12 protein-coding genes and 1 pseudogene are annotated in these 18117 nt (G+C 70.1%); 8 read left to right on the plus strand and 5 right to left on the minus strand.

Going from position 1 to position 18117, the window contains the following annotated elements; all coding sequences use genetic code 11:
* Nucleotides 1–141: 141 nt before the first annotated feature.
* Nucleotides 142–1680, plus strand: a complete 1539-nt coding sequence (locus tag CFW40_RS27225) for a DUF2079 domain-containing protein (protein WP_256331273.1) — start codon at nt 142–144, stop codon at nt 1678–1680.
* A gap of 171 nt (nt 1681–1851) precedes the next feature.
* Here the strand turns inward: CFW40_RS27225 and CFW40_RS27230 are convergent, their stop codons facing one another.
* From CFW40_RS27230 to CFW40_RS27255, 5 genes and pseudogenes are all read right to left on the minus strand, one after another.
* On the minus strand, nt 1852–2496 hold the full coding sequence (locus CFW40_RS27230) for a TetR/AcrR family transcriptional regulator (RefSeq protein WP_088800491.1): 645 nt from the start codon (nt 2494–2496) through the stop codon (nt 1852–1854).
* 301 nt (nt 2497–2797) lie between these two features.
* Nucleotides 2798–3985, minus strand: coding sequence for a glycosyltransferase (locus CFW40_RS27235; RefSeq protein ID WP_176956376.1), 1188 nt, complete (start codon nt 3983–3985; stop codon nt 2798–2800).
* A 509-nt stretch (nt 3986–4494) separates the two neighbouring features.
* Nucleotides 4495–4659 (minus strand): annotated as a pseudogene (locus CFW40_RS27240) (Loki-CTERM sorting domain-containing protein); the annotation flags it as partial.
* 151 nt (nt 4660–4810) lie between these two features.
* On the minus strand, nt 4811–6454 hold the full coding sequence (locus CFW40_RS27245; protein WP_088800492.1) for a pyridoxal-dependent decarboxylase: 1644 nt from the start codon (nt 6452–6454) through the stop codon (nt 4811–4813).
* Nucleotides 6455–7345: 891 nt separating this feature from the next.
* On the minus strand, nt 7346–8506 hold the full coding sequence (locus tag CFW40_RS27255) for a magnesium and cobalt transport protein CorA (RefSeq protein ID WP_088800494.1): 1161 nt from the start codon (nt 8504–8506) through the stop codon (nt 7346–7348).
* 218 nt (nt 8507–8724) lie between these two features.
* Here CFW40_RS27255 and CFW40_RS27260 point away from each other — a divergent pair, with 218 nt between their 5' ends.
* The 7 genes from CFW40_RS27260 (at nt 8725) to CFW40_RS27295 (ending at nt 18006) form a co-directional block, all read left to right on the plus strand.
* Nucleotides 8725–9114, plus strand: a complete 390-nt coding sequence (locus tag CFW40_RS27260; RefSeq protein ID WP_088800495.1) for a cell division protein SepF — start codon at nt 8725–8727, stop codon at nt 9112–9114.
* Nucleotides 9115–9168: 54 nt separating this feature from the next.
* Nucleotides 9169–10671, plus strand: a complete 1503-nt coding sequence (locus CFW40_RS27265) for a biotin transporter BioY (protein ID WP_088800496.1) — start codon at nt 9169–9171, stop codon at nt 10669–10671.
* Nucleotides 10668–11027, plus strand: a complete 360-nt coding sequence (locus CFW40_RS27270) for a nucleotide pyrophosphohydrolase (RefSeq protein ID WP_088800497.1) — start codon at nt 10668–10670, stop codon at nt 11025–11027. The genes CFW40_RS27265 and CFW40_RS27270 overlap by 4 nt, the downstream gene beginning before the upstream one ends.
* 523 nt (nt 11028–11550) lie before the next feature.
* Nucleotides 11551–12006, plus strand: coding sequence for a DUF6099 family protein (locus CFW40_RS27275; protein WP_088800498.1), 456 nt, complete (start codon nt 11551–11553; stop codon nt 12004–12006).
* Between the two features lie 478 nt (nt 12007–12484).
* Nucleotides 12485–13408 (plus strand): LLM class F420-dependent oxidoreductase, encoded by a 924-nt coding sequence (locus CFW40_RS27285; protein ID WP_088800500.1) that lies wholly within the window; start codon nt 12485–12487, stop codon nt 13406–13408.
* 78 nt (nt 13409–13486) lie between these two features.
* Entirely contained in the window at nt 13487–15022 is a 1536-nt protein-coding gene (locus tag CFW40_RS27290) for a 3' terminal RNA ribose 2'-O-methyltransferase Hen1 (RefSeq protein ID WP_088800501.1), read from the plus strand.
* Nucleotides 15019–18006, plus strand: a complete 2988-nt coding sequence (locus CFW40_RS27295) for a polynucleotide kinase-phosphatase (RefSeq protein WP_256331272.1) — start codon at nt 15019–15021, stop codon at nt 18004–18006. Before CFW40_RS27290 ends, CFW40_RS27295 begins: the two co-directional genes overlap by 4 nt.
* Nucleotides 18007–18117: the final 111 nt, after the last annotated feature.

The raw sequence follows: 18117 nt of genomic DNA on the forward strand, positions 1-18117 counted from the left end.
TTTGGCGAGTCGATGACGGTGGGTGCGATGGTGGAAACGGCGGAACGGACCAGGGGCGCGTGGTTCACCCGAATACCCTCGGACCGCCAAGTCCCGTACTTCGGCCCCGCGTTCGGACGGCGCCTACCTGGCCCGTGGGCCATGGGGTGGACGGTCACCGCGGTATTTTTCGTGCTGTACACCGTGGTGTCGGTGCTGCGGAACGACCGCATGCTCAATGCCGGCTACGACCTGGGGATATTCGAGCAGGCGATTCGTGCTTATGCGCACGGCCGGGCTCCCGTCGTGGAACTCAAGGGACCGGGTTTTCACCTCCTCGGAGACCACTTTCACCCCATCCTGGTGCTCATCGCCCCCTTTTACCGGCTCTTCCCCAGTGCCGTGACGCTGCTCGTGGTGCAGGCCGCGCTGATGGCACTCGCCTGCTTTCCGCTCACCCGCTGGGCACACCGGGCTGTCGGACCGGTCACGGGCCTGGTGGTGGGCTGCGGACTGGGCGCCTCCTGGGGGCTCGTCGCGGGAGTCGCCAAGGACTTCCACGAAATATGCTTCGCGGTCCCGCTTCTCGCCTTCAGCGTGACCGCCCTCGGACGGCGTCGCTGGGGGGCGGCGGCAGCGTGGGCGCTCCCGCTGCTCTTCGTGAAAGAGGACCTCGGGCTCACGCTCGCCGCCATCGGGAGCTATATCGCATGGCAGGGGGTGCGCGAGTGGCGGCACAATTCCCCGGAACTGTGTCCCGGTTCAAGGGAACGGCGTCCGCAATCCAAGGACCGGCGTCAGCAATCCAAGGACCGGTGTCACGAGCCCGAGGACCGGGCTCACCACCCCGCGGAGCGGCGACGCTACCCCGTCCTGCTCGGCGTTGCCGTGGCATTTCTCGGCGTGGCGGGCACAGCGGTGGAAATCCTCGTTCTTCTGCCTGCCATGAATCCCCGCGGTGGCTTCGACTACTGGCACCAGATGCCGGGTGAGGCGGCCTCCTCGTCGGGCAGCTTCGCCGCTCTTGCGGCCGCCGGACTTCATGTGTTCTGGCCGCCGATGAAGTGGCTGCTGTTGTTCATGCTCGCCGCGCCCACCGCATTCTTCGGCCTGCGGTCCCCGCTGACGCTGCTGTGCGTACCCACTCTCGCGTGGCGGCTGCTGGCCGGCAACGAGCACTACTGGCAGCCGAATTTCCATTACAACGCGATCCTGATGCCGCTCATATTCGCCGGTCTCATCGATGTGCTGCACCGGCGGCCGGATATCGTGCCGCCCCCCAGACGCCGTAAGGTCCTTGCCTTCTCCGCCGCCTTCACCGCCGTCACGGCCGCGGTCTATCCGCTCCACGACCTGGTCCTCCCCTCGGCCTGGCGAGCCCCGGCGCATGTCCGTACGGCGGAACGGTTGTTGAAGCGGATACCCGACGGGGACACCGTCGCCGCCTCGAACCGCCTGGCGCCGATGCTGACCGGACGAACCACCGTCAGCCTGGTCTGCTTCGGCACCGGCCCCGATCCCGCCGCGCCGACCGCCCTCCCGGCGCATCCGCCGCGCTGGGTGGTCTCGGACCGCCACGACCCGACCGTCAAAACCCCCTGCCCGGTGGAGCGGACCCACCGCATGATGCGCCTCTACCGTGCCCATGGCTACGTCCAGGTCGCCGAGGAGGACGGGATCACCCTGCTCCGCAGGCGATAACGCCGGCGCCGCCTCCCGGGCCCCCTCGGCGCCGCCACAAGAATGCGGAGTCGCGGGCCTCCTCGCGGGCCAGGCGTGGGGCTGACGGATGGGCCTGTCGGACGGATTTGGCGGATGGGTCTCACGGATGTGGCTGACGGCGGAGTGGGCTGACCGTGGAGTGGAAGTGGCTCAGGCGTCCGGAGCGACGAGACTGCGGAGCAGGGGAGTGGTGATCCGCACGATGTCCTCCACGTCCGCCTCGGCCAGGTCGGGCAGGTGCAGCAGATAGCGCTGGGCGGCGACCCCCATCATGATCGCGCTGAACAGTGCGGCACGCAGTCGGGCATCGGGGGCATCGATGGTGGCCGCGATGTGATCGGTGACCTCCGCGGTCATGTGCCGGCGCAGCAGTTCTGCCGCTTCGTCGCTCGTCATGCTCGTCCGCAGAAGCACCGCCATGGGGCCGTCCGGATCCGCCGCCCAGGTGTCCAGCATGCCGCGCAGGCGGTTCTCCACCGTGTGGCCGGGGTCGCTGGTGGTGAGTTCGTCGTGGGGGATCCGCCAGTGGACGGCCTCGCGGAACAGGGCCTGCTTGCTGCCGAAGTACTGGATCACGGAGGACTTGTCCACGTCGGCTTCGGCCGCGATGGCGCGGATGGTCGCGCGCTCGTAGCCGACCTCCGCGAACTTCCGCCGTGCGGCCGTCAGGATGCGCCGACGTGTGCGCTCGCCCTTGCGCTCCGGAAGGGCTGCCTCCGCGGCCGGGTCTCCGGAACCGGACGTGCGCCGCGCGGCCTGTCCGGGCGCATTCGTCGCTGCATCGGCGCAGGTCAAAGTCGGTCCCCTTTCCGGTGCCGGTCCTGATGCTACAAGTACCTCCGGACAGTGCCGGGGCCTTGGAAACGGCGGATCGGAAAGCTTCGCAGAGGGACGGCGGATCGGAAAGCTTCGTAGCGGGAATGGCGGACCGCAAGGTTCCGCGGGGGAGGAGCGGACGCCGGCGCACGGGGAGCGTCGGCCCGCACCGCCCTCCCGCTCCGGCCGCTGGAGCCTGTCCCAGCGGCCGGAGCGAGACGGAACGGTGCGGCGGAACCGTCACCACGTGGTGGTGGTGTACGGGCGAGAGCCGTCCGGCTCAGGCGGCCAGCGCCGCCGCATCCTCCACCAGCCGGCCGAGGTCCGGAAGAGCGTGGGACCGGCGCTGGAGTCCCTGGGCGCGGGACCGGTAGGAGCGGTCATCGAGAACGTTGCGCAGCGCCGCGGCCAGCGCATCGCGTGTCACGTCCTGGACGTTCATCCGGATACCGACGCCCAACTGCTCGAGCCGGGAGGCATTGTGGGACTGCTCCGCGAACAGCGGTACGGCCACCATGGGGACTCCGGCTGCCAGCGCCTCCCGGGTGCCGTTGAAGCCGGCATGCGTGAGAAACAGATCGCTGGACCGGAGCAGCAGCTCCTGCTGGACGAACGAGGTCAGATGGACGTTGTCGCGGCGCGGTCCGTCCCACTGCTTCGGGTCGCGGTCGGCCCCCAGGGCCACGACACCGGTGACCGGCAGCTCTCCTAGGGCCTCGATGATGGTGTCCAGCAGCGTGTGGGCGCCGCCGGGAAGCCGGGTAGCGTTCGAGCCGAGGGTGGCGAGGACGAGCGGCCGGTCCGTGTCGAGTCCGGCGATCTCCGGATCGAGACCTCCCTGCGCCGCCCCGGCGGGGACCTGGTAGTAGCGGGCGCCGGGCAGCCTGCTGTCCGTGGGGTAGAAGTCCTCCGGAATGACTCCGGCGCGGAAGGCGCGGAACGGGTGCCAGGCGTCGGTAACCGGTGCCAGGCCGAATTTCTCCCGCTGCCGGTTGAGCTCCTCCGTCACGGCGGGGTGGGCGTAGGGCGCCATCGGCCCGATGTCCAGAGCGCCGTGTGGGATGCCGAGGATTTCCGCCGCCAGATAGCCGCCGTACTCGGTCGACTCATGGAGGATCAGGTCCGGTCGCCAGCTCTTCGCCACATCGAGGAGGTCGGGGACGCTGGCCGCGGCAAGGTGCCCGACGAAGGCCGCGGCGAAGAATTCCGGCGCCAGCTCCACGGTCACGGAGCCGACCTTCTCGATGCCCGGCGGGGGCGGGATGGTGCCGTCCCGCAGTGCCTCGCCCATCGACGGCATATGGGGCAACGTCAGCGCGGTGAGCCCGCGCTCCTCTATGTGCTGGACGACGTCGGCCCCCGTGGCGACGGCCACCTCATGGCCTGCCTCCTGGGCTCGCTCCGCCACCGGCAGTACCAGGGGTGCGAGGTGCGAATAGATTGCCTGTGCGGTGATGAGGATGCGCATGATGCTCGCTCTCCACGAAGCGGTGCAGGCGCCACGGAGTGGGCCTCGCCGCGGGTTTCACGGCCGACTGCTCAAAAATAAACGCTTGTTGAGAACCTATCACCCGCTTTTCGCGCCGCTTGGCCGACCGCCGACGGCAACCCTCGCGTACCTGGTCCGCAGGTGACCCGTGCCGTGCGTCGGTCCACGGGAGTCGCAGGCCGCCGCCGGGCGTGACGTGAGCCCACCGACCCCGACCCGCCGAGGCCGGCGCGGCGTTCGCCTGCTTGGGCGCGCGGCCGGCTGTTGGTTCTCTGCCGAGGGCTGCCCGCGGTGCACGCAGGTGGCTGAGTTGTCCTGGCGCCAGCCGCCGGGCGGGTGGTCCATCACGTAGCAGCCTTGCACCAGCCCGACGAGGACGACGATGGAGAACGCGAGGCAGGCGGCAAGCGCTACCCACAGGACAATCTTCTTGACCCTGCGACGGCCGGTGCTCCTGGAAGCAGACCTCGGAGGCTGGAGCGCCTGACTCAGAGCCAGTCCCGCCTCTTGAAGACGAAGTACAAACCGGTGCACACGATCGCCATGAGGACGATGGCGAAGGGGTATCCGAACGCCCAGTGCAACTCCGGCACGCGGGCGAAGTTCATGCCGTAGATGGTGCCCACCAGGGTGGGTGCGAAGAGGTTCGCCGCCAAGCCTGGTCGAAGCGGAGGCTGCCGGCAGCCAGGGGCAGTGACGGGCCCAGGGTTGCGCCCTGGGCCAGTTGCCCCGCACGCGGGAACATACGGGGCAACATCGCCAGGAGGCGGGCGGGCGATTGCGGTCCGGCTGCCCGCCTGCGGGTCAGCGCTGGTGGGGAAGTGGGGGCCGCTGCGCGTCCTTGTCCGCGGAACGGTCGAATGCTCCGGGCTTGGCGAGGTCCTCGAGGAGTTCGTCAATCAACTCCTGGGTGACGTGCGGCATGACGTAGACGTGGCTGTAGTCGTGGCGGAGTCCACCGAGATTGAGTGGCACGCAGGCCAGCGAGTACTTCTGCGTGATCTCAGCCCGCGGCTGCTGGAACCAGACGCTGAGCGCGTGATCGCCGTGACCGACCTCGATACCGTCCTCGGCCCAGGGCTCACCGCGTTCCCGCAACTGCTCGCTCAGCCGGCGCAGGCGTTCGGCCGTGTACTCGGCGATCCGCAGGACCTCGGCGGCCTGTCGCACCTGCTGCTCCTCGCTGAATTGGGCGAGGTGGTTCCACATGGCCAGGGAGGCGAAGCCGCTGCGGGAGCCGGCGAAGGTGCTGTCGGGAGAGGAGACGACCGCCGGGTCGGACGGCGGGCGCAGCTTGGATCCCGCGCGGGACATGTAGATCCCGGTGGGGACGGGCGCGCCGGGGTACTTGTGTCCGCTGGTGACGATCGAGGACACCTCGGGGATCCGGAAGTCGAAGACCGGCGGCGCGGTCTCGATGAGTCCGCTGTCGCGGGCCTTCTCCAGGTAGGGGGCGTAGGCCCCGCCGAGGGCTCCGTCGACGTGGATCCAGTACCCGTTGCGGATGCTGACCCGGGTGGGGTCGTCGGGGTCGAAGCGCACGGTGCGGTCGACGAGGCTGTGCCGCTCGAAGACGGGTCGCAGGCGCTCGCAGGCGCCCTGAACGTCGTCGTAGGCGCCCTTGAAGACGCTGCCGATGTTGAAGTTGACCAGGACGGGGTGGCCCTTGGCGGCGAAGAAGTCCACGAGGGCCACCAAGGCGTCGACATCGACCGTGCCCGGACCCTCGTCGCCGCCGGTGGTCGGGACTCCGCCGAGCGGCCACCCGTTGTACGTCTGCATGCCGGTGCCGTCCACGTCGATGGGGCACTCGCCCGGGTAGAGGCTGCCGCCCAGGTCGTAGAAGGTCGGGATGTCCAGCACCCGCATCGCCTTGATGTGCGAGTAGTGGGTCTCCTGCGAGAAGAACGCTACCGGCATGTAGGCGTTGGGGTTGTCGTCGGGGTGCTTGGCCCGCAGGTAGCTGGTGCGGCAGCTGGCATCGCCGGAGACCTCGTCACGCACCAGGGCGTTGCCGTCCAGGTAGTCACGGGCGTTCCACATGGCGTACAGGTTGCCCTCGGTGCTGCCCATGGACAGCACGTATCCCCACCCGTCCTTATCCCCAGGACTGGCCGGGTCCTCGGGCAGCGGGGCGTGCCACAGGCGGGCGTAGTGCTCGAGAACCGCCCGCTCCAGCCACCGCGAGTGCAGGCTGTAGTTGCTGTCGACGAACGGGTCCCCGATGTTGTTGATGTGGTAGCCCAGGAAACGACCCAGCGCGGCGTGGCCGTCGAGCGACAGGTTCACCTGGTAACCCAGAAGACGCTCCCGCTGCCCGCCCAGGTACCCCTCCAACTTGGCAAGGACCGCGGTCCGCTGCTCATCGGTGTAGGCCTCGGTACCCAGCCGGTAGTCGTCGTTGGCCGGCCGTGCCGTGAGATGCGTATCGGAGTGTTCGGTAATCATTCGATGTCCGATTCTGAGCGAAACCGCTGCAAGTGGGGATCGCCGCCAGGCCCCAAATGTCTCGGGAATCGCTCGGATCTAAGAGGGGCAGGTGGTTGCGCGAGTCAGCCGCCCATACGACGGTCAACGGGCGGTTGCTGAATTGGTCGGTCGCCTGTCGCTGAACTGTCGAAGCGGCGGTTGCCGCGGAGCGCGGGTGTCGTCCTGTCCAGGAACTCGCGGTACACAGGATATGTGTGACGCGCCGCCCCGATTGACCATCCTTCTATATTTATCTCCATCTGGTTATTTCAAGTGGAAAGCGTTTGAGGCCAGTTATCCAGGGGTGCCTTCAGGAGTGACGTTTCGGCAACTCTCGGAAAGGCAGCTTTGTGCCGCAGGGGTGTGCTGCAGTCGTGTTCTTTTCCGGCCGGGACCAGTCCCGGGCGTCGTCAACTACGGCCTACAACCCGGCCTGCCCTCCTGCCGTCCTCGCCCGGGGCCGGCCCGGACACGCTCGCCGAACGCGCGAGCAGATCGCCCTCCACCTGACCGGTCACACCCGCGCGATCGCCGCCGACGTACGACGCCGCGCCCCGACCAGATGCCCAAGGACAGCGGCCCGGGCGCTCGCCGACGTCGTCCAGCGCGAGGCAAAGCGCCACACCGTCGTCGTGCCGCCTTTGCTCACCTGCTCGGTGGTGGTCCAGCCGATGGTGCGGCCGGTGATCGTTGGCCGGCCGACGTCCGTGACCGCCCTGGTGACGTTCCGAGGGCGCCGGCGGCCGGCATTCGCGTCATGTAGATGCCGATCGGGTCCTGAACCTCCACAGTGGACCCGTGGCGCTCGTACAGCTGCCGGGCGGAGCCTGGGCTGCACTGCCTCACGGGACCTCGTCTCACGACGGTTGCTCAGAGCCAGTCCCGCCGCTTGAAGACGAAGTACAGACTGGTGCACACGATCGCCATGAGGACGATGGCGAAGGGGTATCCGAACGCCCAGTGCAACTCCGGCATGCGGGCGAAGTTCATGCCGTAGATGGTGCCCACCAGGGTGGGTGCGAAGAGGATCGCCGCCCATGAGGAGATCTTTTTGATCTCCTCGTTCTGTTCGAAACCGGCCTCGGCCAGGGCCCGCATTTCGGCGTTCTGCTGCTGGTTCACCAGCGTGGCGTTGACGGCGAGGATGTCCTGCAGGGCCTGCCGGAAGCCGTCCACGCGGTCGGTGGTGTGCAGTGCGTGGTCGGCCACGTCGCGCAGGTAGCGGCGCAGCTCCTCGTCGATGGCGTACTTCTCGAAACCCGCGGTCAGGCCCTCCAGCATGCCGTTGAGCGGACGGGTGGCGCGCTGGAACTCGACCACCTCACGGGAGAGTTCGTAGATGCGTCGGGAAACCCGGGGGTCGCCGCCGAAGACCTCGGTCTCGATCTCGTCGATGTCGTTCTGGACGCCGGCGACGACCGGCTCATAGCCGTCGACGACGGCGTCGAGGATGGCGTAGAGAACGGCCTCGGGGCCGCGCTTGAGGAGTTCGGGGGTGTCCTCCATGCGTGCGCGTACGGCCGAGAGGTCGGGGGCGCCGCCGTGCCGCACGGTGAGCACGAAGTCGCGGCCGACGAAGACGTGCAGCTCGCCGAAGTCGACCTCCTCCGGGTCGTCGAGATAGCGCGCGGCGCGCAGGACGACGAAGAGAGTGCCGCCGTAGCGTTCCAGCTTGGGGCGCTGGTGGGCCTCCAGGGCGTCCTCGACGGCGAGGGGGTGGAGGTCGAACTCCGTTGCCAGGGCCAGAAGTTCGTCGCGGCTGGGGCGGTGCAGGCCGATCCAGGCAAGAGTGCCGGAGGTGGCGCGCTGCTGCCGGAAGGCCTCGGCGAGCGTGTCATGGGTGCCGATCCGGCGGCCGTCACGGTAGAGGACGGCATTGATGATGCTGCCGGCGGCCTCGGCAGGGGGCCCCGCCGCCGCGTCGGAATCGTCCGTGGGCCCGGCGGGCGTGGGCCCGGCGGGGCGCTTCTTGGCGGGCTTGCGCAGGCCGCGCAGGCCACGCGGCCGACGACCGGGAGGCTCGGACCCCACGACAGCACCAACCTCCGTCACACGGGGATGAACGGGCACACAGAATCTCGACGGAGGATATCTGTCGCGGATGTCGGAACAGGTCATCGGGCATGGTGCAGGATGGACCGGGGCGTGCGCGCCGTGTGTCACGTCCGCCGAGGTTTGTGTGTTTATCCCTAGAATTGCGCGATGCAGATACCGCAGACAGCCAACACTCTCCCGGACGAGGTGATTCGGTGAACGGCCCCGATGCCACCGACGAGCAGTGGGAAGGGCTGGCCGAGGTCGTCCCGCTCCGCGGCAGCAGTGAGTGGCCCTCCTGGCCCGACCACCGCGCCCTCCCCGAGGAGGAGCCGGCCGAGGAGGCGCGGCGGTTCATCGTCCTTCGCGTCCAGACCTTCGCGGACGCCCGTGAGGTCGCCGAGTACCTGATGGCGCAGCTCCCGGTCCTGCTGGACCTCAGCAGCGCCGACGCCGATGTCGCCAAGCGCATCCTGGACTTCTCCAGCGGAGTCGTCTTCGGGCTCGGCAGCGGGATGCACCGCGTGGACACCAATGTCTTCCTGCTGGCGCCGACCGGCACCGAGGTCGCGGAAGAGGTGGCGGGCAGTGTCCCCCGTTCGTAGGAAGAGCTGTTGGACGTAACGGTTCTCCGGCCGGGCGCTGCATAGCGTCCCTTCATGCATTCCGACAGTGTGCGACCGGCGGTCACGGAGTTACGGCTGTCCGCCTTCAAGTCCCATCGCGGCGTCACCCTGCCGCTCTCCCCGCTGACCCTGTTGAGCGGAGGGAGCGGCAGCGGCAAGTCCAGTGCGCTGCAGGCGTACGAAATCCTCGCCCGGCTCGGCAGCGGGGAATCGCTCTCACGGGCGGTGGGGGAGGTGGCGGGCAGCCCTGCGGCCTGTGTGCCGGCCGGGGCGCACCCCGACGAACAGGGGCGGCGCGGTTTCCGCATCGGCTGCACGGTCGACGGCCCGGCCGGCCCCGTCAGCCTCGATCTCGCCGTCCAGGCCGAGCCCGAACTGCGGATCGTCGGCGAGCGGTTGACCGGCGGCGGCGAGACGTTGCTGACCACCGCACTCACCGACCCCACCCGTCCGGCCGTCCAGGCTGCCTGGCACACGGCGGGTGCGACTCCCGTGACCCGCGCGCCGCTGCCCGACGACCGGCTGGGCACCTCCCTGCTGCCGCTGCGCGTCGCGGGCAAAACGGCGGGGCAGCGGCTGGTGCTGGCCGCGGCGGAGCAGGTCGTGGTCGCACTGCGCTCGGCTTTCGTGTGTGACCCGCGACCGGAGGTCATGCGGGGAGCGGGGGCGGGCGGTACGGGTGTGGCCGGTGAGGGTGACGGACGGGGTACGGAGGGCGGGGGGCCTGGTGCCGGGCGTGCCGGACGTGCCGCCGGGGCGCGCGGGGGCGGCGCGGGAGCCGGGCGCGGGAAAGCGGTGAGCGCGACGGCGAGGGCGAGGGGGTCCAGCGGGGCGGGCGCTGCCGGAGGAGCTGTGGGGGCCTGGGGTGCGCGGGCACGCAAGACCAGCGGTGGTGAGGCGGGCGGCTGGGGCCGTGAGGCGGGGGAGCCGCGGGACGAGGGGAGGCTGCGGTCGTCCTGCGACAACCTGCCCATGGTGTTGCAGCGGACGAGCCGGGAGTGTGCGCGGCGGCATGCGGTGCTGGTCGCGGCGGTGCGGGGGGCGTGTGCCGGTCCCGTCGAGGGGCTGCGTGCGGTGCCGTGGCAGCCGGGCGGGACGGGAGAGGGGCCGGGCGGCGCTCCTGCGGCGGTGGGACGCGGTGGCTCCACCGGGTCGCACGGCGTACAGGGGGCCGGGGACGCGGCGGGGGGCCCGGCGGGTGTGCGGGCCGTGCTGGACCGGGGTGAACTGGGGGAGCTGCCCGTCGAGCAGCTCGGCGATGGTGAGCTGCGGTTTCTCGCCCTGGCACTGGTGCTGCTCACCGGGCCGGACGTACTGGCCATGGATCCGGTCGGGGAGGTCCCGTCGGCCCATCAGCAGATGACGGTGATGGCGGACGGGATGGATCGCTGTATGGACCGCAGGCAGGCCCGTGAGCTGGTGTCGCTGGCCGTCCGGATGACCGAGCGCGGACATGTGCGGTTGCTGGGGACGGTGCGGGATCCCTCGGTCGCCGACGGGCTGCCCGGCGTACAGGTGCTACACCTGGGGGCATGAGTGAGGATCTTCAGGCGCTGCAGCGACGACTGGCCGAGTTCGCGGCCGCACGGGACTGGCAGCAGTACCACACGCCCAAGAATCTGGCCGCGGCGCTGAGCGTCGAAGCTGCTGAACTCGTCGAGATCTTCCAGTGGTTGACACCGGAGGAATCGGCGAGGGTGATGTCGGATCCGCGGAAGGCCGGCCGGGTCGAGGACGAGGTCGCGGATGTCCTGGCGTATCTGCTGCAGTTCTGCGAGGCGCTGGGGGTCGACGCGGCGGCGGCGCTCGCCGCAAAGATCGAGCGCAATGAGTCTCGGTTCCCGGCGGTCCGCTCGGCGCGGCCGGATCGCCCGCGGGAAGGGGAGGAGTAGGGGGCCGAGCGGGGAGGGTGGCCTCAGCCGGAGGGCGGGCCGCGCGAGGAGGGGCGGGAAGTCAGAGGTGGGCGGGAACCGGCGGGCGGGGTGCCGGTTCCCGCCCACCGGCGTTCTTGGCTTCTTCCCGGGCTGGTGTCGGCCTGGTCCCGGTCTCGCCCCGGCCCTGGCGCCGGTCCTGGTTTTGGTTTCGGTCCGGACGCGAGCGCGGGCCAGGAGTCTGGCCGACGCCGCTCCTCCCACCGCCCCCGCAGACGCTGACCATTCCCTGCGGTGCCCTCTTCGGACGTTTCGCGTGACTTGTGCAGGACGTGTGGAGGGTGGGGGTGTTGAGGTGCACGGGAAGAGAGGGGGGCGAGGTCGCCCATTGTTACTCTACGGAGTCATGGATCTTTCCACATGGTCTCGCTTGTCCACAGATTTGCGAATTCCCCTGGCTTTTTTGGGTGTTCACCCTCACTCTGGGTAGTGGAAAGAGTGCAAGGTGCACGCGAACGAGTGATGAGGGAAGGAGGGGGAGCGGATGGACGCGGTGCGGATCATCGCGGCAAGCCGGCGCGGTCTGGCCGAGGCGCACACGGTGCAGGGAGTGATCGTCGAGGCGTGGCAGGCGCAGGCCTTGGCGGAGGCGGTCGGCAGCCATCTCGCGATATTCGGGCCGCACGAAGTGCGGTCCAGAGCCCGAGGGCTGGGCGACGCGGGCGGGCGGTTCAGCGGGGGGCTGCTGTGCCCGGCATCGGCCACCGGTGGGCTGCGGGCGGCTCAGCTGTCCGAAGTGCGGGACGTCAAGGAGGCGCTGACCGGCCTGTGCCGACTGCTGCGGGAAGTGTGCGAAGCGCTGGTGAGCATAGTGCTGCTCGCTGACGAGGAGGGGATGTACTGGACGTGCGTCGAGGCGATGGACACGGCCGACGAAGCGCGAGACCGCGTGGCCGGGATACTGGAGAAGCTGGAGGTGCGCGACCGGAATCCTGCCTGAAGCAGAAGCAGAAGCAGAAGCAGAAGCAGAAGCAGAAGCAGAAGCAGAAGCAGAAGCAGAAGCAGAAGCAGAAGCAGAAGTCGACCAGTGTCACTGCACGCCCACTGTTCACTGCCCTTCCCCTTCCCCTTCCCCCTCCCGCTTCCTCGGTCGGTCGCCGTTTGCCCCCGCGCCGACCTGCGAGCCGGGGCCGCCCCGCCACCCCGTCGCCCGTTCCGCGCGGCGTCCGTATCGCCCGGATCGTTCCGGCCGCCCACATCGTTCCTCGTCGCCTGCCCTCTTCCTCGTCGCCATCGTCGGTGCCGGCAAGGGACGGCCCACCTGATCCGGCTCGTCCCGGCCGGCGCGACAAACGGCCTGCGGATCAAGTAGCCGGCGCAACAATCGGCTGGTGCAACAACCCGCCGGTGCATCAACCGACCGGTGCATCAATGCGTCTCCGACGGTTGGTTCGCCGTACGGAGCGCAGGATGGAGGTATGGAGCTACGCATTTTCACCGAGCCCCAGCAAGGGGCTTCCTACGACCGTCTTCTGAAGGTCGCCAAGGCTACTGAGGACCTTGCATTCGACGCGTTTTTCCGTTCGGATCATTATCTCCGCATGGGCAATGCGGACGGGCTGCCCGGACCGACGGACGCCTGGATCACCCTGGCGGGGCTGGCCCGTGAAACCAAGCGCATCCGTCTCGGGACGCTCATGACGGCGGGCACCTTCCGGTTGCCGGGTGTGCTGGCCATCCAGGTGGCGCAGGTCGATCAGATGTCCGACGGCCGGGTGGAACTCGGCCTCGGTGCCGGGTGGTTCGAGGAGGAGCACAAGGCTTACGGCATTCCGTTCCCCAAGGAGAAGTTCGCACGGCTGGAAGAGCAGCTGGCGATTGTCACCGGCCTGTGGGCCACCGAGGCAGGAAAGGAGTTCAGCTACGACGGGACCTATTACCAGCTGGAGAATTCGCCCGCGCTGCCCAAGCCCGTCCAGGGCAAGGTGCCGGTGCTGATCGGCGGACACGGTGCCAGGCGTACACCGCGGCTGGCGGCGCAGTACGCCGATGAGTTCAACATCCCCTTTGCCTCGCTCGAAGACAGCGAACGCCAGTTCGGACGGGTGCGGGCGGCCGCTGAAGCCGCCGGGCGCAAGGGCGATGAGCTGGTGTACTCCAACGCCCTCGTGGCCTGCGTCGGCAGGAGCGATGCCGAGGTGGCACGACGGGCCGCGGCCATCGGGAGGAACGTGGACGAACTGAAGGCCAACGGCCTTGCGGGCTCACCCGCCGAGGTCGTCGACAAGATCGGGCGGTATGCCGCCATCGGGGCGTCCCGTGTCTACCTGCAGATGCTGGACCTGGATGATCTCGACCACCTCGAGCTGATCTCCGCGCAGGTGCAGTCCCAGCTGACCTGACGGCTGAGCGGGCGTGGCCGGGCGGCGCCGCCGGAAAAGCGGTGTGGATCGTGGCGTACTGCGGCAATACTCGGACGCGTGTTCCTGACGATATCCACCACCGGCAGCGCCGACCGTCCCGCGACCGACCTCGGATTCCTGCTGCACAAGCACCCTGACAAGGCGCAGCAGTTCTCGACGTCGCACGGCACCGCGCACGTCCTCTATCCCGAGGCCGACGCTCAACGGTGCACGGCCGCACTGCTGTTGGAGGTCGATCCGATCGCCCTGGTGCGACGGGGCCGTGGGAAGGGGCGGGGCGGTGCTCCGGATTCGGCGCTGGGACAGTATGTGAACGACCGGCCGTACGCGGCCTCGTCGCTGCTGGCGGTGGCGCTGAGGAGCGTCTTCGCGAGCGCGATGAAGGGGCAGTGCACGGCGCGGCCCGAACTGGTCACTCGCAGGATGCCGTTGCGTATCGAGGTGCCGGTGCTTCCTGCTCGGGGCGGTGCGGTGTTGGTGCGCAAGCTGTTCGAGCCGCTGGGATGGACTGTGCAGGCCGAGCCCCTGCCACTGGACGAGACGTTCCCGGAGTGGGGTGACTCGCGCTACGTACGGCTCGTCCTGGAAGGGGAGAGCACTCTCGCCGGGGCGCTGCGGCATCTGTATGTGCTGCTCCCGGTGCTGGACGACGCCAAGCACTACTGGGTCGCGCCGGATGAGGTCGACAAGCTGCTGCGGGCCGGCGAGGGCTGGCTGGAGGACCACCCGGAGCAGCGGCTGATCGTCGGACGCTACCTCGCGCGCCGCTGGTCGCTCACGCGTCAGGCCATGGAGCGGCTGGAGCTGGAGCGGCTGGCCGAGTCGGACGACATGGCCGCCGAGGTGATCGACAACGCGGTGGACGAGGAGGCGGACACGGAGGAGAAGCCGCTGCCGCTCGCCGTGCGGCGGCGGGAGGCGATTCTCACGGTGCTGCGCTCGGCCGAGGCGGCGCGGGTGCTCGATCTGGGCTGCGGGCCGGGGCAGTTGGTCGGTGCGCTGCTCAAGGAAGGGCAGTTCACCGAGATCGTCGGTGTGGACGTGTCGATGCGTGCGTTGCACGAGGCGCGGCGCAGGCTGCGGCTGGACCGTATGCCCGAGCGGCAGTCGGAGCGCGTACGCCTCGTACAGGGGTCGCTGGCGTACACCGACGGCAGGCTGAAGGGCTATGACGCGGCGGTGCTCAGCGAGGTCGTCGAGCATGTCGATCCGGCGAGGCTGCCGGCGCTGGAGTATGCGGTGTTCGGGTCGGCCCGGCCGCGGACCGTCGTGGTGACGACGCCGAACGTGGAGTACAACGTGCGCTGGGAGTCACTGCCGGCCGGCCAGGCCCGGCATGCGGACCATCGCTTCGAGTGGACACGGGACGAGTTCCGGCAGTGGGCGGGGGAGGTCGCCGCACGGCACGGCTACGAGGTGAGCTTTGCCCCGGTGGGCCCGGACGATCCCGAGGTCGGCCCGCCCACCCAGCTCGCGCACTTCCGCATCCACGGGGAAGGCGGCGGCAACGGCCAAGGCGACGGTGACCGTGAAAGCAGCGGCAACCGTGAAGACAGCAGCACGTCGGCGACCGGGAAGGAGGTCGGGGAATGACGGACGACGGCCGTACGGAGTACGAAGACGAAGAGCGGCACGCGCGGCACGCGCGCGAGGACCGGCAGAGGGACGGGGCCCAGCGGGAGCGCGGGCCACAGTCGCCGCCTCGGTCCGGGCCGGAGGCGGAGCCGACGCCGGGGCCGGAGCCGCGGCCCGCGCCTGTGGGGCGCAGGCTTGCCGTGCCCGACCTCTCGCTCGTGGTGCTGGTCGGAGCTACCGGGTCCGGAAAATCGACCTTTGCCGCCCGGCACTTCCGGCCGACCGAAGTCCTCTCCTCCGACTTCTGCCGGGGGCTGGTCAGCGACGACGAGAACGACCAGAGCGCCAGTGGCGACGCGTTCGAGGTGCTGCACTTCATCGCGGCCAAGCGGCTGGCCGCCGGGCGGCTGACGGTCGTGGACGCGACCAATGTGCAGTCCGAGGCGCGCGCCCAGCTCGTGCGGCTGGCCCGGGAGCATGACGTACTCCCGGTGGCGATCGTCCTGGACGTACCCGAGCAGGTCTGCGCCGCACGCAACGCCGCGCGTGCCGACCGGGCCGGCCTGCCCCGCCGGGTCATCCAGCGTCACCAGCGGGAACTCCGCCGTTCGCTGCGGCATCTGGAGCGCGAGGGCTTCCGCAAGGTGCACGTCCTGCGGGGGCCGGAGGAGGTGGAGTCTGCCGAGGTCGTCACGGAGCGGCGGTTCAACGACCTGCGGCACCTCACCGGACCGTTCGACATCATCGGCGACGTCCACGGCTGCCGTTCCGAGCTGGAAACCCTGCTCGGCAGGCTGGGCTATGCGCTGGTGCGCGACGGACACGGCCGGCCCGTGGACGCCGTACACCCCGAGGGGCGTGCCGCGGTCTTCGTCGGCGACCTCGTGGACCGTGGGCCGGACAGCCCCGGAGTGCTGCGTCTGGTGATGGGCATGGTGGGTGCCGGGCATGCGCTGTGCGTGCCGGGCAACCACGAGAACAAGCTCGGCCGCTACCTCAAGGGCCGCAAGGTCCAGCCCACCCATGGGCTCGCCGAGACCATCGAGCAGCTGGAGAAGGAGGACCCCGCCTTCCGCACCGACGTCGGGGAGTTCCTCCGCGGTCTGGTCAGCCACTACGTCCTGGACGGCGGCCGCCTCGTGGTCTGCCACGCCGGGCTGCCGGAGAAGTACCACGGCCGGACGTCCGGCCGGGTGCGCTCCTTCGCGCTGTACGGCGACACCACCGGCGAGACCGATGAGTTCGGCCTGCCGGTGCGCTACCCGTGGGCCGAGGACTACCGCGGCCGTGCCGCCGTCGTCTACGGCCACACCCCCACTCCGCGCGCCCACTGGCTCAACAACACCCTCTGTCTGGACACCGGCTGTGTCTTCGGCGGTGCGATGACCGCGCTGCGCTGGCCCGAGCGCGAGCTGGTGGACGTCCCCGCGGAGCGGGTCTGGTACGAGCCCGCGAAACCGCTCGCCACCCAGGCGCCCGGCGGGGCGGACGGCCGTCCGCTCGACCTGAACGATGTGGCGGGGCGGCGGACCGTGGAGACCCGGTACATGGGCCGGCTCGCGGTCAGGGAGGAGAACGCCGCGGCCGCACTGGAGGTGATGAGCCGCTTCGCGATCGACCCGCGGCTGCTGCCGTACCTCCCGCCGACCATGGCGCCGTGTGCGACCTCGGCGGAGGACGGCTATCTGGAGCACCCCGCGGAGGCATTCGCCGGGTACCGCGCGGACGGGGTGCGGGAAGTGGTGTGCGAGGAGAAGCACATGGGCTCCCGTGCCGTGGTCCTGGTATGCCGTGACGAGACGGTGGCCGAGGCATTCCCCCACTGCCCCGAAGGCAGCCAAGGCACCCCCACCGGAGTGCCGAAGGGGGTGCCGGGCGCCCTGTACACCCGCACCGGCCGGCCGTTCTTCGACGACCCGGAGACGACCGGGCGCATCCTGCGGCGGATCCGGGACTGTGTCGAAGAGGCGGGGCTGTGGGCGGAGCTGGAGACCGACTGGCTGCTGCTGGACGCCGAGTTGATGCCGTGGTCGCTGAAGGCGACCGGTCTGCTGCGCAAGCAGTACGCCGCCGTGGGCGCGGCGTCCGGAGCGGCGTTCCCCGGCGTGCTCGGCGCACTGGAGGCGGCGGCCGCCCGAGGGGTCGAGGTGTCCGCGCTGCTCGCCCGGCAGCGGGACCGGGCCCTGGACGCTGCCGCCTTCACCCAGGCGTACCGGCGCTACTGCTGGCGCGTGGGGGCGGAGGCGGCACGGCCCGCCGGTCTGCCGGACGCGGATGCCGCCGGTGTGCCGTATGCGGATGCCACCGAGGTGCCGGGCACCGCGCACGCTCCGGCCCCGGACGCGGGCGACGCGGCGTCCGCCCAGGCCTCGGCCTCGGATGCGGGGGAGGCGCCGCACACCGGGCGGACCGGTGTGCCGGACGGTATCCGGCTCGCGCCGTTCCAGATACTCGCGGTGCGGGGCCGCAGCCTCGCCGGGCTGCCCCACACCGACCAGCTGGCGCTGATCGACCGGATCGTCGCGGCGGAGGCCGTGGTGACGGCCCGGGAGGACGGCGCGGCGGCCGACGGCGACCCGCAGCGGCCGGGCCTGCTCGCCGCGACCCGGCGGATCATCGTCGACACCGAGGACGAGTCGTCGGTCGCGGCCGGCACCGCCTGGTGGCTGCGGCTGACCGCCGACGGGGGCGAGGGCATGGTGGTCAAGCCGGTTCAGGCGCTGGTACGGCAGGGCGACGGACGGCTCGTCCAGCCGGGCGTCAAGTGCCGTGGCCGCGAATACCTGCGGATCATCTACGGGCCGGAGTACACCCGCCCGGAGAACCTCGCGCGCCTGCGCATCCGTCATCTGGGCCACAAGCGTTCACTGGCCCTGCGCGAGTACGCACTGGGTCTGGAAGCGCTCGACCGGCTGGCGGACGGCGAACCGCTGTGGCGGGTGCACGAGGCGGTCTTCGCGGTGCTCGCGCTGGAGTCGGAGCCGGTGGACCCGCGGTTGTAGGCCGGTGGACCCGCGGTTGTAGGCCGGTGGACCCGCGGCGGCAGACGGGCCGATGCGGCGTACGGGCCCCGGGGAGGAGCGCCCTCGTCAGCGCCCCCGGCCCGTCACGCC

It is taken from the genome of Streptomyces sp. 2114.4 (genome assembly GCF_900187385.1).
In the GTDB taxonomy this organism is placed as follows: Bacteria; Actinomycetota; Actinomycetes; order Streptomycetales; family Streptomycetaceae; genus Streptomyces; species Streptomyces mooreae.

Bases quoted from the DNA above. Each gene is read 5' to 3' on its own strand.
- CFW40_RS27225 (WP_256331273.1), top strand. From the start codon at position 142: ATGGGGTGGACGGTCACCGCGGTATTTTTCGTGCTGTACACCGTGGTG.
- CFW40_RS27245 (WP_088800492.1), bottom strand. From the start codon at position 6,454: ATGATTACCGAACACTCCGATACGCATCTCACGGCACGGCCGGCCAAC.
- CFW40_RS27265 (WP_088800496.1), top strand. From the start codon at position 9,169: ATGCATTCCGACAGTGTGCGACCGGCGGTCACGGAGTTACGGCTGTCC.
- CFW40_RS27295 (WP_256331272.1), top strand. From the start codon at position 15,019: ATGACGGACGACGGCCGTACGGAGTACGAAGACGAAGAGCGGCACGCG.
- CFW40_RS27270 (WP_088800497.1), top strand. From the start codon at position 10,668: ATGAGTGAGGATCTTCAGGCGCTGCAGCGACGACTGGCCGAGTTCGCG.
- CFW40_RS27285 (WP_088800500.1), top strand. From the start codon at position 12,485: ATGGAGCTACGCATTTTCACCGAGCCCCAGCAAGGGGCTTCCTACGAC.
- CFW40_RS27275 (WP_088800498.1), top strand. From the start codon at position 11,551: ATGGACGCGGTGCGGATCATCGCGGCAAGCCGGCGCGGTCTGGCCGAG.
- CFW40_RS27235 (WP_176956376.1), bottom strand. From the start codon at position 3,985: ATGCGCATCCTCATCACCGCACAGGCAATCTATTCGCACCTCGCACCC.